12 protein-coding genes and 1 pseudogene are annotated in these 13,908 nt (G+C 69.2%); 9 read left to right on the top strand and 4 right to left on the bottom strand.

Annotated features, from left to right (window positions below; all coding sequences use genetic code 11):
• Position 1: 1 nt before the first annotated feature.
• Entirely contained in the window at positions 2-1,516 is a 1,515-nt protein-coding gene (locus KLI87_RS39055; RefSeq protein WP_214621016.1) for an MFS transporter, read from the bottom strand.
• A gap of 154 nt (positions 1,517-1,670) precedes the next feature.
• On the opposite strand from KLI87_RS39055, the gene KLI87_RS39050 reads away from it, so the two are divergent.
• From KLI87_RS39050 to KLI87_RS39035, 4 genes are all read left to right on the top strand, one after another.
• Positions 1,671-2,597 (top strand): LysR family transcriptional regulator, encoded by a 927-nt coding sequence (locus KLI87_RS39050; protein WP_308166562.1) that lies wholly within the window; start codon positions 1,671-1,673, stop codon positions 2,595-2,597.
• Between the two features lie 221 nt (positions 2,598-2,818).
• Entirely contained in the window at positions 2,819-3,916 is a 1,098-nt protein-coding gene (locus KLI87_RS39045; RefSeq protein ID WP_214621014.1) for a winged helix DNA-binding domain-containing protein, read from the top strand.
• A gap of 293 nt (positions 3,917-4,209) precedes the next feature.
• A complete protein-coding gene (locus tag KLI87_RS39040) occupies positions 4,210-4,482 on the top strand; it encodes a hypothetical protein (RefSeq protein ID WP_156222418.1) in 273 nt (90 codons plus the stop codon).
• Positions 4,483-4,654: 172 nt separating this feature from the next.
• The gene (locus KLI87_RS39035) at positions 4,655-5,986 is read left to right on the top strand and encodes a DUF2786 domain-containing protein (RefSeq protein ID WP_214621013.1); all 1,332 of its coding nucleotides are present in this window, start codon (positions 4,655-4,657) and stop codon (positions 5,984-5,986) included.
• A gap of 72 nt (positions 5,987-6,058) precedes the next feature.
• On the opposite strand, the gene KLI87_RS39030 is transcribed toward KLI87_RS39035, so the two are convergent.
• Both KLI87_RS39030 and aac(6') read right to left on the bottom strand, forming a co-directional pair.
• The gene (locus KLI87_RS39030) at positions 6,059-6,271 is read right to left on the bottom strand and encodes a helix-turn-helix domain-containing protein (protein WP_214621012.1); all 213 of its coding nucleotides are present in this window, start codon (positions 6,269-6,271) and stop codon (positions 6,059-6,061) included.
• Between the two features lie 273 nt (positions 6,272-6,544).
• Complete coding sequence (gene aac(6'), locus KLI87_RS39025; protein WP_156222420.1) at positions 6,545-7,021, bottom strand: aminoglycoside 6'-N-acetyltransferase; 477 nt, start codon at positions 7,019-7,021, stop codon at positions 6,545-6,547.
• 192 nt (positions 7,022-7,213) lie between these two features.
• Here aac(6') and KLI87_RS39020 point away from each other — a divergent pair, with 192 nt between their 5' ends.
• The 4 genes from KLI87_RS39020 to KLI87_RS39005 all read left to right on the top strand — a co-directional run bounded on the left by KLI87_RS39020 (position 7,214) and on the right by KLI87_RS39005 (position 11,675).
• The gene (locus KLI87_RS39020; protein WP_214621011.1) at positions 7,214-8,170 is read left to right on the top strand and encodes a hypothetical protein; all 957 of its coding nucleotides are present in this window, start codon (positions 7,214-7,216) and stop codon (positions 8,168-8,170) included.
• Between the two features lie 727 nt (positions 8,171-8,897).
• Positions 8,898-9,179 carry a hypothetical protein gene (locus KLI87_RS39015; RefSeq protein WP_214621010.1) on the top strand — a complete coding sequence of 94 codons (282 nt, stop codon included), beginning with the start codon at positions 8,898-8,900 and terminating at the stop codon, positions 9,177-9,179.
• Positions 9,180-10,463: 1,284 nt separating this feature from the next.
• Positions 10,464-10,667 (top strand): hypothetical protein, encoded by a 204-nt coding sequence (locus KLI87_RS39010; RefSeq protein ID WP_214621009.1) that lies wholly within the window; start codon positions 10,464-10,466, stop codon positions 10,665-10,667.
• Between the two features lie 18 nt (positions 10,668-10,685).
• Positions 10,686-11,675 carry a YihY/virulence factor BrkB family protein gene (locus tag KLI87_RS39005; protein WP_156222427.1) on the top strand — a complete coding sequence of 330 codons (990 nt, stop codon included), beginning with the start codon at positions 10,686-10,688 and terminating at the stop codon, positions 11,673-11,675.
• A 66-nt stretch (positions 11,676-11,741) separates the two neighbouring features.
• Here the strand turns inward: KLI87_RS39005 and KLI87_RS39000 are convergent.
• Positions 11,742-11,891 (bottom strand): annotated as a pseudogene (locus KLI87_RS39000) (IS5/IS1182 family transposase); the annotation flags it as partial.
• A 428-nt stretch (positions 11,892-12,319) separates the two neighbouring features.
• Here KLI87_RS39000 and KLI87_RS38995 point away from each other — a divergent pair.
• On the top strand, positions 12,320-13,339 hold the full coding sequence (locus KLI87_RS38995) for a serine hydrolase (protein WP_214621008.1): 1,020 nt from the start codon (positions 12,320-12,322) through the stop codon (positions 13,337-13,339).
• Positions 13,340-13,908 lie beyond the last annotated feature (569 nt).

Raw genomic sequence — 13,908 nt, 5'->3', positions numbered from 1 at the left:
GTCAGGGCGTCCGAGGCTCACGTTCGCGGGGCGGCGTGCCCAGAGCGACGACCACGGCGGCGACGCACACGACCATCGCGACCAGCCGGTAGCCCGTGGCCATGGCCTCGGTAAAGGCATCGACGACCTGCGCATGGGTGGACGGTCCGGCCCCCGCCGCGTCGGCGGCCGCGAGCGCCTCGCCCGCCGAGTGCGCGTGCCCCGACAGGGCGGGCGGCAGTTCGTCCGCGAAACGGCCGGTGAGGACCGTCCCGAGGACGGCGACACCGAGCGCGCTCCCGATCTCCCGCGCCGCCCCGTTCAGCCCGGAGCCGAGCCCGGCACGGCTCGGCGGGAGCGCGCCCATCACCCCCACCGAGAGTGAGGGCACGCACAGGCCCATGCCCAGGGACATGACGGCCAGGTCCGCCGCGTAGAGCGCGTAGGGGGTGGACGCGTCCGCCAGGGAGAGTAGCCCCAGCCCTGCCGCCAGGGTCAGGAGGCCGAACGCCACCACCGGGCGGGCGCCGAACCGCCGCGCCAGACCGACGCTCCGCTTGGACATCACGATCATCCCGACGACGAGAGGCGCGATCGCCACGCCGGTCACCAGCGGGGAGTAGCCCTTCGCGTACTGCAAGTACTGGGCGTTGACGAAGAACAGAGCGAAGAGGCCGAAGAACGCCAGGGCGATTCCGAGTACCCCACTGCGCAGGGGCGCGATCGCGAAGACGCGAGGATCGAGCAGAGGATGCTCGGCACGCAGCGCATGCAGGATGAATCCCGCGAGCAGGAGGGCGGCGGAGCAGAAGCCTCCGAGCACCGGCGCGGACGTCCAGCCGCGCTCAGGACCCTCGATGATCCCGAACAGCAGCGTGAACAGGGCGGCGGTGAGGAGCACGGTGCCCACCAGGTCGAGGTCGGCCGGATGCCTGTCGCCGCGAGGCGCGAGCCGCGCGACGAGGACACCGAGGACGGCCGCGAGGGGAGCGCTGAACAGGAACAGCGCCTGCCAGGGCAGCCACTGGAGGACCGCTCCCCCGCCAAGGTTTCCGACGGCTCCCGCGATGCCCGTGGCCGCCGTCCAGGTCGCGATGGCCTGCGGCCTGCGTGGGGACTCTGTCACCTGGAGCAGTAGGGACAGGGTCGCGGGCATGATCAGGGCGGCGCCCATGCCGGTGACGAGCCGTCCGGCCACCAGGACGCCGACGCCGGGAGCGGCGGCCGACAGCAGGCAGCCCGCGGTGAAGACGCCGAGGCCCGCGAGCAGGACCCCCTTGCGCCCGTACCGGTCACCGAGAGCCCCGGCGGGGATCAGCAAACAGCCGAAGACCAGCACGTAGGAGTCGACGATCCAGAGGAGGCCGGTGGAGCCGGGCGCGAGGGAACTCGCCGACAGTTTGGGGATGGCCAGGTTGATGGCGGCGACCGTCGCCACGACCAGGACGACGCACGCGGACATCAGGGGTGTCATCCCGCGCGCGGAGGCCCGGCCACGTTCGGGTGGCGAGGCGATGCGGGCAGCATCCAGTGTCATGGGGATTCCTTGCGGGTCGATCGGAGGACGCGTGGAGCCGCGTCCATAGGGGCGGAGGGGATATCCAGGCCGCGCGCGCCGCCTCCGTGCCCCCAACGTAAGGTGGGGCTGACTTGCTTTCAAATGCATCTTTTGCAGATGAGGAATGCGTTCTGTGCAATCCAGACTGGACCTGAACCTGCTTGTGGCGCTGGACGCCCTGCTGGAAGAGGGCAGCGTCAGCGGTGCGGCCGAGCGGCTCCACCTGTCGGGTCCGGCGATGAGCCGGACGCTAGGACGCATTCGGAAAGCCCTGGGCGATCCCGTGCTCGTCCGAGCCGGCCGGGCGATGGCGCCGACGCCGCGTGCCCTGGCCATCCGAGGTGAGGTCCACGAGCTCGTCCAGCGCGCTCGGACGCTCTTCGCAGCGGAAGACGACCTCGACCCTGCGGAACTGTCCGGCACCTTCAGCCTCCAGGCGGAGGAGGGCACCGTCGCCGTCCTGGCCGGTCCCTTGCTGGAGCGCGTCGGACGTGAGGCTCCGGACCTGACCCTGCGGTTCCTGGGGGAAGGCCCGCGCGACACCCACGACCTCAGGCGCGACACCGTCGACCTGGAGATCGGCGTCATCAGCGAAGCGGCGCAGACACGTACCGAGCCGCTCCTGGAGGACCGCTTCAAATCGGTGGTCCGGCCTGGGCACCCCCTCCTGGGCCGCGAGGTGACACTGGACGAGTGGGCCGCCGTACCCCAGCTCACCAACACCCGGCGTGGGCGCCTCCAAGGCCCGATGGACGAACTGCTGGCGGAGACTGGCCGGGAACGGCATCTGGCGGGGACGGTGCCCACGGTGAGCACGGCCCTGTTGATCGTCCAGGAGACGGACCTGATGGGCTTCGCCGCGGAGCGGTTGCACCGGCGCCTGGTGGACCGCCTCGGGCTCGTATGGGTGCCCGTCCCGTTCGAGCTGCCGCCCCTGCACCTGTCCATGGGATGGCATGCGCGCTACGACGCCGATCCCGCGCACGCATGGCTACGGGGCTGCGTACGCGAGGTGGTGCACGGCATCGCCGACGACACCGGCACGCCACCGCCGGCTTAGGGCGGCGCCCGATGCCGACGACACGACATGGCCATCGGGGCGCGCTCCTCCAGCGAAGGGCGCCCGTTCGCCGGTGACTCCGTGATGCACGACGGACACACGATGGCCAGCGACCCAGGTCAAGGCGTCGCGCTCCTGCGGCGATGTCGGTCGGCGCGGATAGGGTCGGGCAGCCAACGAGGTGTCCCGGCGGCGTCCGGGTCTGCGGGAGGACGGTCACGATGACGGAGACTCTGAGCGTCCGGGCGTTGAACCGGGCCACGCTCGCACGGCAGCTCCTGCTCGCGCGGGAATCCGCGCCGGTCGCCGAGGCTGTGGCACGGCTGTGCGGAATGCAGGCGCAGGAACCCAAGCCGCCTTTCCTCGGTCTGTGGACCCGCATAAGCGACTTCCAGGCTGCCGATCTGCATGCCGCGGTGCACGACCGAACACTTGTCCGAGCGACCATGATGCGCGCCACTCTGCACTTGGTGACAGCGACCGATTACACAGCGTTCCGCAGTGCGATACAGCCGATGCTGGACGGGGCCATGCGCGTCCTGGGCGATCGGGCGGAAGGACTCGATCTGGAGCAGGTCGTCCCCGCGGCGAGGGCCCTCCTCGAAAAGCGGCCTCGCACCTTCAACGACGTGCGTGCGCTGCTCCAGGCCGAATTCCCGGACGTCAACGACCGCGCTCTCGGCTACGCGGTCCGGATGTGCGTACCGTTGGTGATGGTTCCGACACAGGACAGATGGGCCTTCCCCCGTACATCGGAATTCGCCCTCGCCGACACCTGGCTGGATACGCCGCCGGCCGCCGCGCCGGAAGTCGACGCGTTGATGCTGCGCTATCTGGCGGCGTTCGGCCCGGCCTCTGCGGCGGACGCGCAGGCCTGGTCCGGGCTGACCGCGCTCGGCGAGGTCTTCGAACGCCTTCGCCCCGACCTCCGCGTCTTCGCTGATGACAAGGGTCGGGAACTGTTCGACCTCCCCGATGCGCCTCGTCCGCCCGAGGACGCCCCCGCCCCGGCGCGCTTCCTCCCGGAGTTCGACAATCTCGTCCTCGCCCACGCCGACCGCAGGCGCGTGATCTCCGACAGGGACCGCCCGTCCCTCACGTCGAAGAACCTCCGCGTCCGTTCCGTGTTCCTGTGGGACGGCTTCGCGCACGGCATCTGGGACATGGTGTATAAGCGCAAGGTCGCCACAATGACACTGCGCCCGTTCGAACCTCTGCCTTCCGGAGCCGTCGAGAGCCTCACAACCGAAGGGCACTCGCTGCTCCGCTTCACCGAACCCGACGCCAAGGAAACCGTGGTGGCGGTGGCGGAGGACTGACCCACCCATGGCGGTCCTCTGATTCCGTGAGTTCCGGGGTGGTCCACAGGACCATCTCCGCGACGCTCCGTGCAACTCTCGATTTCGCGTCTCGACGGCCGTCCCCCTATCCTGACCTGGCCGAGATTCCGCTCCGTCACGCACCGTTATGAAGCTGCGGACGTACAAAACTTCGAATAGTGATCAATCCGATATCTATGCTGATTGAAAGATCCACCGAACCGGCGCAAGCTTGCTCCGACGTAGGGAATGCCCCGCCCGTTCCTCCGACCGACCGCCGACAGGACATGACGATGTTCGAGATCTGGGAGACGAGTGAGCCGGCGCGGCTCATCAGCGACGCGGGCAGCCTGGAGGTCGCTCTAGAGAAGGTGGACACGATGTGCCGGCTCAGGCACGACCAGGCCGTCGCGCACGTCGGAGAGGCCGGGGAGGGTTACCACTTCGAGATCCGGGGCCAGGACGGCAAGCCCCTGGCACGGCTCAGCTACGTCCCGGACACCTCCCGCGCCTACCAGAGCGTGGTCGTCGAGGAGATGCGCGGCCAGGAGCACCACGCCGAGTAGAGCCCTGCCCGCGGAACCCCTTCACCAGAGCGCCCCTGGCCGATCGGCCAGGGGCGCTGACTTTCGCCTCGAACCGTCCACGAACAGTTCCGTCCACCAGCGACGGCGGTGTACTCCGCATGGCAGGATCGTCGTGGCCTACTGACGAGTCACGAGAAGACGGGAGCGCCGGGTGCGGAAGGCGTGGTGGAAGCCACGATCGGGTGATGCGGCGGGTCTCCCCGACGCCGCGGGCTTCGTCGAGGACCCGCCGTCCCCCACCGAGGAGATCGGGGAGCTGGTGGCCGAGGCGCTGCGCGCCCTCCCCCGCGCCGACGAGACCCTGTTCACCGGCCTCATCCAGGCGCTCGCGCAACGCGCGGACCCACCCGGCTGGCCCCGTGTCGCCGACCGGTGCCTGGCCGCGCGGCTGCTGCGGTCGGTCGCCACCGCGTGGGAGCGGGGCTGGCAGCCGGCCGACGTGGTCCGGTACGTAGGACGCCGCCGCACGGCCCGGCACGCGCGCCTGGCGACCGACGCGATCGCCGCCCAGATGCGCTCCTACGCCGCCACGACGGTGGACGAGCAGTGGCGCGAACAGCTCGCCGTCCTCGGAGCCGAGGTGTGGTGGGAGCACGACGACGCCTACCCCGAGTCCTGGTGCGAACGCGAAGGCGTCGACCGCACGGCCTTCGTCACCAGCGCCATCGAACTCGTCCACCTGCTGGAGGGCCTGCCTCGTCTGGCGAGCATCGGCCCTCCGCCGGGCACACCCCGCACGCACGCGCCCTCACGGGACCGCGTCCGCGACGTCGACCAGCGGATGCTCGCCAAGGTACGGGCCCTGCTCGCCAAGGCCGAATCCACGGAGTTCCCAGAGGAGGCGGAGGCGCTGAGCGCGCGCGCTCAGGAGCTCATAGCCCGGCACAGCATCGACCACGCTTTGCTGGCCGCGGAGACCGGAAACCCGGGCGGGCCCGCCGGACGGCGCATCGCCGTGGACAATCCCTATGACGCGCCCAAGGCCGTCCTGCTCACCGTGGTGGCGGACGCCAACAGATGCCGCGCGGTCTGGCACAGGGAGCTGGGTTTCTCCACCGTTCTGGGGTTCCCGGCCGATCTGGCCGCGGTGGAGATGCTGTTCACATCGCTGCTGGTGCAGGCGACGGCGGCCATGGTCCACGCGGGCCCCAGACGGGACGCGCGTGGCCGGTCACGAACCCGTTCGTTCCGTCACGCCTTCCTCAACGCCTATGCGGCCCGCATCGGGGAGCGGCTGCGTGGGGCGGCCGACGAGGCGACGAGCCGGGCGGCGGCGGGCACGGACGGAGAGGATCTGCTTCCCGTCCTCGCCGCACGTGACCAGGCCGTCGAACTGGCCGTCGAGAAGATGTTCCCCAACCTGGCCAAGAGCCGGGCGGGTTCGGTCTCCAACTACGAGGGATGGGTGGCGGGACGGGCTGCCGCCGATCTCGCCAGCCTGAACGGCCGCTCCGAGGTCACCGGAGCCTTCCGCCGTTCCTAGCGCACGGGGTCCCCCCGGGGGGCGAGGGGGACATCCGGCCATCTTGCTTGCTTCTCTTCTCTCGGGAGCGGTTCAGTCCTTCTTGCGGCGGGTGTTGCCACCCCGCCCGCGCAACTGGATACCCGCTTCCTTCAGGACGTTGTAGATGAATCCGTACGAGCGGCCGGTCTCGGCGGCCAGATCGCGGATGCTCTCGCCGGCCACGTAGCGCGGGGCGAGCTCCGCGGCAAGCCGCGTCCGCTCGGCACCGGTGACACGGGTGCCCCTCGACAGCGTTCGGGTCACGGAGACCTCCTGTTCCGAGCTGGGCGGCGGGGTCGTCCCCGCAGCTCACAGCTGCATTGATCTACCCAACGTACACATTCCCCCTGAATCCGCTCTCGATGCCGTGCGAAACGACGCGAATTCGGCCGAAGCTGGTCTTTTCCGTGGTCAACGGCGTGTCGAAGCTGGACTGGCGGCCTCCGGGCCCCCTAGGCGAGGGTTCCTCGGGGGCTCACGGCCGTACCTGAGCGTTACGACGGCGGCGTGTCCAGGCCCTACTGGCCCGATCCGGCCTCAGTCGAGGAGTTCACGCGCCAGAAGGTCCATCAGCAGCCCGTCACGCCACTCCCCCGACACCGGGTCGCGCTCGTACTCGCGCATCGCGCCGACCGGCTTGAACCCCACCTTGGTGTAGCAGCGGATCGCGACCGTGTTGGCGACCGCCGGGTCGATGGTGATCCGGTGGTGTCCACGGTCCCGGATCAGCCACCGCGCCAACGTGCGCACGGAGTCGGTGCCGAGCCCCCTGCCGTGGTGGCGGGCGCTCAGGAAGATGTCGATGCTGGCGTGCCGGTAGTCCTCGTCGTCCTCCTCGTCGTACTGGATGGCACCCACCACCTGGCCGTCCAGCACGATCGCGAGCATGTCCTCGAAGTCGTCGGTCGGACCCCACCACGCCGCGACCTCCGGCTCCCGGAGGATCTCCTCCAGCACCCCGGAATCCTCGTCCTTCACCGCTCGCAGGACGACCCGCTCGCCTTCGATCTTCATGGGGCCAAGTCTGGCCGCTGCCCCTTGGCTCGCGCACAGAATTTTCCGCCGCCTCCCCCAAGCACCACCTGCTCGTCACCTCCCGACCCCGGCTCCACCCAGCCGGGTTATCCCCAGAATGGCGTTCTAGTGCCGCGCCGCCGGGCGGGGACGCATGCTTGCCGAAGACCTCGTCCCGAAAGGATCAGCCCGATGACCAGCATCATGTTCCCCGTCCCCTCCAGCACGACGTCCCGGTTCGCCGTGGCGGCAGACCACATTCCGCACGACCTCGCCGGCGCCGCCCGCAGCCGCATCGTGGCCTTCAGCCCCCACCTGGCCGGACGGCTCGGCACACCGCAACTGACCCTCCAGCGCGAGACCCTCGCCGACCTCCGCTGGGACCCCGCACGGATCACGGCCGTCCATCCCGGTCAGCGACGAGCGCAGTGGGCGTTCCACCAGGCGGCAGAATTCGCCGTCGTCACATCGACCGCACCGGTCACCGACCAGCCCCGCGGCGCCCAGGTCGCCCGAGCCGCCGCCCACGCCCTCGCCGACGCCACCGGCGGAGTGGTCGCCGACCTGGTCACCGGCCACATCCTGAGCCCTCCCCGCACCGAAAGGACGAGCTTCGTGCTGGCGGACCAGTGGCTCGGCGACGCCCTGCCCCCGTTTCGCGCCAACGGCCGCTGCACGGCCGCCGACCCCGAGCATGACCCCGAAGGGGTGAACGGCTGCTCCTGCGTCCGCCTGCGCACCTGCGGCCTGCGCCGCTTCGGCCTTCCCGAACTCCAGATCACCGATGTCGCCTGCCCTCACGACCTGGTCGCCCTCAACGTCCTCCGCACCACGGCCCGCCACCTGCTGACCGACCACTGGCACTGGCTGGCGACCGGCCCCGCCGACCAGACCCGCACCATCACCGCCGCCCGCCACCTCACCGAAAGCGACTTCAACGACTTCTGGGGCTCCACCCGCGAGCCCCGCACACACCCCAGCGCCTTCGAAGCCCACCTCACCCCGATCACCCCTCGCCTCTGGTCCGTCGCCCCACCGCCCACCTTCGACGGAACCACCAACGACTGGCTGTGGGGCGACACCCTCCCAACGAGCCTGCACGACGTCCTGAGCTCCCCCGCCGATCCTCCCTTCCCCCAGGCCGCCTGACCCCACCACCCGAGGGCCGTCCCGCCGATCAGGTTGGCAACAGAACAGCAGCCGTTGCGCTCGGAGCAGCCCGCTGCCGAGCATGAGGCCAGCGAGCAGCCCACCCGGTCGCCACCCCAACCACCCGACCGCCTTGACGGTTGTTCCCAGCACTTCCGCCATCGACGAGGATCGAAGCCCACTCCAGGCTGGCGAGCCTCCACCAACTTTCCCGACCCGCGAAATTGTCAGGCATGGCCGAACCAAGATCGAAGAGCGCGAGCGATGAAGTCCGGGGGGAGCCAGTGCCAAGCTGATCGGCTGTCCGCCTTTCCTCCGGAGGCCAGATCGAGTGATTCCCACCATCGGCAGGGATGCAGCCGCGATGGTCGACGCCGTCCGTCATCACCAATGCGGTCGGCGATCTCATCCTCAATCACCTCGGTCACCGGGGACATCTCGACGGACACGGACCAGTTCGGTGCCTTCGCGTCCGGTCACCGTCGTTATCACCACGTTCGAGCCCTTCAGGTGCTTCCGGACGGCCTTTTCAATGCGTCTCTGCTCCAGCGCAGGGCGACGTCGTTGCGCGGTCGACAGAGCGCCTCCACCCGCAGCCAGCGCGACCAGCACCGCCGCCCCCGCCCGCCGAGGACGCCACCCTGGACGAGGCGGACCTGGCGATGCTGCGCCAGGCCCTCGCCCACGCCGCCACCGGGTCGTCCAGCGGGAGGGCCTGGAGCGGATCGTGGTCGCGGCGGTCTCCAAGATCGGGGTGCTGGCGCCGCCGTTGATCCTGCTGGTCCTGCTGTATGTGGTCGGGGCGATCTCGATCCGCTGCGCCCTGATGACCGTCGTCCCGGCCACCCTCGATAGATCCTGGAAGGACGGCCACCGAGGCGCGCCCTCCACCGAACCGGACGTCCGGCAACCGACCCGGCACAGCATCGCGGACCCCGATCCCAGACACGCTCGACCAGACCGCGCACCATCCGGCAGCATCCAGCTCGGTACCACCGGCGTTGCGTGAGTGGGAGGCCATCAACCAGCACCCGTAGTGCCCGGCCGCCCCGCCGCCCGCCTTCCACGTTGCGCCCAGCGTGCCTTGCACACGCGATGACGGGTCCACCAAGCGTGGCCAGCGTTGCGGCTGCCGGAAGAGGGTCACGAGGTGGCCAAAGCCGGCGAGTACAAGGCGCTCTGCAGGAGGTCAGGCGTCGGGAGCAAAATCAGGGTCCCCGAGTGGTACCGGCATTGTTGGTCGCTTCAGACGCTGATCAGCCGGTCAGACAGGTCGGATGCGGGTCTGTATTACGGCGAGGGTGGACGCGAGGGCCTGCTCGGCGGCGGTCTGGGCTGCGGCAAGAGTCGGCTGCCAGTAGGCGGTGTGCTCGATCTCGTGGTCGGCTCGTTCGGCTGCCGTCCGGGGACGGCGCGGACGGAAGGCAGCGCGGACGGAAGGCGGCGCGGACGGAAGGCGGCGCGGACTCGTCCGTGGCGTTCCTGAAGTGTCCGACGGCGGCGCGTCCGGCGATCTTGACGGGGAACCAGGCGCATGGCCCGGTGGTCCGGCCGATCCTATGTAGGACGGTCTCCTCGGCGCTGCCGACGTGTGGCGTCCTCCGCAGACTTCTGCAAGGAGCATCCTGTGTCGCTCTTGGTGCGCTCCGTGGCCCGCCTGGCATTAGGGCGGTGCGCCGCGCCTCAGCGGACACGGCCCGCTCGGCCTCCTGGCGGGCGCGCCGTGCGGCGTCTCGTGTCGGAGATGGCACAGGCGGCCTTTGGTGATTCGCCGGGCTCAAGGCGGTGGATCCGGCTATGGAAGCGAGATGGTGCCTCTGGCGGGGAACTGGTGCCCTTGCGGCTCGGCTCCCCGCTGATCGAGCTGTTGATCAGGTTCAGGGTAGATGGCCGTGCGGGTCTCGCCCGCGCCCCTCCTCGCAACTCCAACCGGAACCGCTTCTTGGGATGACCTGATCCCGATGGTCGTCATCCCTGAAGCCAACCGGGCTCCCTCGACTGCGTCCGGGCGGACCCGTGACGATCTACTGAAACCTGGTCCCTCCTGCCTTGATCACTCCGTTGGTCCGCACGTTTAGGGCCAGTAAGGGGGGAATTGTGCGGATGGAAGGTCAGCCGTCGCAACCAGGGAGAGCTAGGGAACCGAGCGGGTAGGGACCGTCAGCCTATGGCCCTACCGCCTGGCCCCACCGGAAAGGGCGACGCACGGATGCCCCTGCGGAAGATGCAGTACACGTGGCAGAGCAGCCATGCACAGGGCCAGCGCCAGGGCGGACGAGCCCGGTGCGAGCTCGTGGAGACCATCGAGGCGTTGGTGGCCAAGGCCGTTGGGAAGGTGTTGTCCCCGCAGAAGGTCAAGCAGGTCTGCGGCGCAGCCGGTGAAGGCGTCGAGCGGGTGAAGCGGGCCCGTTACCGCCCCGCAGGCCAAGTCCAGAGCGGCGCAGTTCGGCGCGGCGATCGGGCGGCGCAGACGGGTCAGCTTTTGACACACCGCTGAGGTTCAAGAAGGGACATCATGGGCAAAGTCGCGGCACCCTCCGACCTATCGGCCCGCTCGTGGGGGCAGGCGGCCAAACGGGCCGCCGGTGAGTACAAGCGCGACAACCTCTCGGACTGGGCCGCCGCCCTCACCTACTACTCGGTGTTGTCGATCTTCCCGGCGATGCTGGTGGTGGTCTCGGTGATCGGGCTGGCCGGCACCTCCGTCAGCAACGACCTGATCGACAACCTCGGCTCCATCGCGCCCGGCGCGGTGAAGAACCTGCTGACCAGCGCACTCACTCAACTGCAGGGCGGTCGCGGCGGCGCCGGGTTCATCGCGCTGATCGGCCTGCTCGCCGCGATCTGGTCGGCGTCGGGATACGTCGGGGCGTTCATGCGCGCCGCCAACGCCATCTACGACATCCCCGAAGGCCGCCCGTTCTGGAAGACGCTGCCGACCCGGTTGGCCACGACGGTGGTGACATTGGTGCTCCTGTCGGCGTCGGCGATCGCGGTGGTCGTGTCGGGACCGGTCGCCCGCAAGTTCGGCGACATGCTCGGCGTCGGCTCGACCGCCGTCACCATCTGGAACATCGCCAAATGGCCGGTCATGCTGTTCGTGGTCAGCTTCCTGTTCGCGCTGCTGTACTGGGCGGCACCCAACGCCAAGCGCTCCTTCCGCTGGGTCACCCCGGGTGGGGTGCTAGCGCTGGTGGTGTGGCTGGCGGCGTCCGGGCTGTTCGCGCTCTATGTGGCGAACTTCGCCAACTACAACAAGACCTACGGCAGCCTCGCCGCTGTGATCATCTTTCTGGTCTGGTTGTGGATCACCAATCTGGCGATCCTGCTGGGCGCGGAGATGAACGCCGAACTGGAGCGCGGCCGGGCGATCGCCGCCGGACAGCCGGCCGACCGCGAACCGTATGTGCAGTTCCGCGACACTCGCGGGTTCAGCGAGGAAGAACGCCGCGAGGCCGGCTTGGCCGGCACCTCACGGCGGCGACACGGCGACACTGACTCCTAGGGCGTGTCCGGTAGATCATGTGTTGCTCAAGAGAAGTGCACTGATCAGGGTGATGGCTCCTGGTAGGGGTGGCTTGTCGTCTCGGGTCGCGATGCCGCGCCATTGCTTGAGCCGGTTGATGCGGCGTTCGACGAGGTTGCGGCGCTTGTAGGGGGTGGGGTCCAAGCCCGGAGGGCGGCCGCCGTTGCGACCTGGCCGTTTTCGCCCGGCAGACTCCGTCGGCGCGTAGGCCCTCGCCGGACATGAGCCAGATGGGCGCTATCCGTGTTCGAGGACGACGCCGCTCGGCGGTCCTTGTTCGTACGCAAACACCCGCGCGTGCACGGGACGTACTCGTTCGGCTGGGTCGATCTTGCACGGCGCCGTCCGTGAGCTCCGCGACCCCGATGCCCCCGACGAAGGACGAGCGACACCCCCAATAGGCCCCTGAGACCGCCGACACCAAGATCACGCTCTGGGAGCGGGGGTCAGGTCGTGGTACGGCGACCAGCGCAATCGGCCGTATAGGCAATTCGCGTCCTCCTAGCGGCCTAGGGGGGATCTGGGGGTCCTTCCCCGATGCCAGGCGGGGGTGATCATTGGGGAGGCTGGCCCGCATGACAGTGATGAGAGCCACGGCGCTGGCCGTCGTAATGGTCGCGGCCGTGCCCGCGACGGCTGTAGCGCAGACGCCCACGGCAGGGGACGCGCTGACCAAGGTGGTGACCGAGGCGAAGGCGCCCTCGGTCATCGCCCGGTGGGGCGTGGACGGCAGGTCCTATGAATTCCGGTACGGGGTCCGCAGGGCTGGTGGGCACGCCCCGCCTGTGCAGGGTGTCTTCCGCATCGGCAGCGTCACCAAGACCTTCACGGCCACGGTGATCCTTCAGATGGTGGGAGAGGGACGGCTCTCGCTGACCGATGATGTGGAACGGCTGCTGCCGGGCGCCGTCCCCGGCGGGGCGTCGGGAATCACTGTGCGGCACCTGCTGCGGCACACCTCGGGGCTGCCGGAGTATCCCGACGAGTCCGCGTTCGACGGTAGCGGGGCGCTGAAGGACCCGTTCCGTACCTGGACGCCGCGCGCGCTCCTATCCGCGATCAAGGGCCGACCACGCGAGCCGCTCGGCACCTTCCACTACGCGCAGACCAACTACGTGCTGCTCGGCATGATCATCGAGAAGGTCACGGGGACGCGCTACGCGACGGCGGTCAGGCAACGCATCCTTCGCCCCCTGAACCTGACCCACACCTATGTGCCGGGCACGGAAACCTTTTTGAAGGGAAGGCACAACCGGGGCTACGTACTGGACAACGGCCGGTACGTCGACGTCACCGCCCTGAATCCTTCGATCATGGACGCGGCCGGGCGGATCGTCTCCGACACCCGTGATCTGGCGACCTTCCAGCGCGGCCTGACGCGGATACTGGCCCCCGCGCAGCTGAACGAAATGCGCACCCCCACACCCGGCGGCAGCTACGGCGCCGGAGTGGAGAACATCCCGCTGAAGTGCGGCACCTTCTACGGCCACGCGGGCGGCGTCCCCGGATACTTCACGCTGACCGCCGCCTCCAAGGATGGACGCCGCTGGTTCGCCGCCTCGGCAACCCTCAACGGGCCGCAAGCCGTGCAGGGACTCGTTACCACGCTAGGCACCGCGCTCAACGCCGCGCTGTGCCCGTGAGAGCCTGACCGGATCGCGAGGACATCCTCGTCGCCCGCTGAACGGCCGGCTGTTCAGCGGGCGTGCGGCTTCGCGAACACTCGCGTCTCCAGGCCCCCGTCCGAACACCAAGGACTGCACAGTCTCGGGCATCCTCCCGCATATCGGCCCGAAACCGCCAAAGCCCTCGCCGAACTCGCCGCCGCCGTTGACCTACTGGCCGCAGGTCAGGGGCCGGGTTCAGTGCATTGCGCGTCCACAGATAAGGCTCTCTTATCCGTGGCATCGTCTGCTCACGCCCTCTGCGCCCTGCGGGCCGACACGCTGGACGCCCTTCTCCGATCAGCCGATTCGCGATCATGATTGTCGCGGGCCAACGAGACGAGGCCGAGAAGGCGATAACCGGACTGGAGAGCAACTTAAAGTGACTAAGAGCGTGTCTCATGTGGGGGGTTGGGCGAGGTTCTTGTAGCAGGTGATGGCGGCGGCGAGGGTGAGGAAGGCGGTGAACAGGTGGCCGTGGCGTTCGTAGCGGACTGTCAGCCGCCGGTAGCCCAGCAGCCAGGCCAGGGTTCGTTCGATCACCCAGT

The organism is Actinomadura sp. NEAU-AAG7, from assembly GCF_018603865.1.
Lineage (GTDB): Bacteria > Actinomycetota > Actinomycetes > Streptosporangiales > Streptosporangiaceae > Spirillospora > Spirillospora litoris.
The sequence above is the reverse complement of the archived record's forward strand: the minus strand, read 5'-3'. Positions and strand labels throughout refer to the sequence as shown.

Excerpts from the sequence above, each read along its gene's own strand:
- KLI87_RS39055 (WP_214621016.1), bottom strand. The coding sequence starts at position 1,516 with ATGACACTGGATGCTGCCCGCATCGCCTCGCCACCCGAACGTGGCCGG.
- KLI87_RS39045 (WP_214621014.1), top strand. The coding sequence starts at position 2,819 with ATGACGGAGACTCTGAGCGTCCGGGCGTTGAACCGGGCCACGCTCGCA.
- KLI87_RS39040 (WP_156222418.1), top strand. The coding sequence starts at position 4,210 with ATGTTCGAGATCTGGGAGACGAGTGAGCCGGCGCGGCTCATCAGCGAC.
- KLI87_RS39020 (WP_214621011.1), top strand. The coding sequence starts at position 7,214 with ATGACCAGCATCATGTTCCCCGTCCCCTCCAGCACGACGTCCCGGTTC.
- KLI87_RS39005 (WP_156222427.1), top strand. The coding sequence starts at position 10,686 with ATGGGCAAAGTCGCGGCACCCTCCGACCTATCGGCCCGCTCGTGGGGG.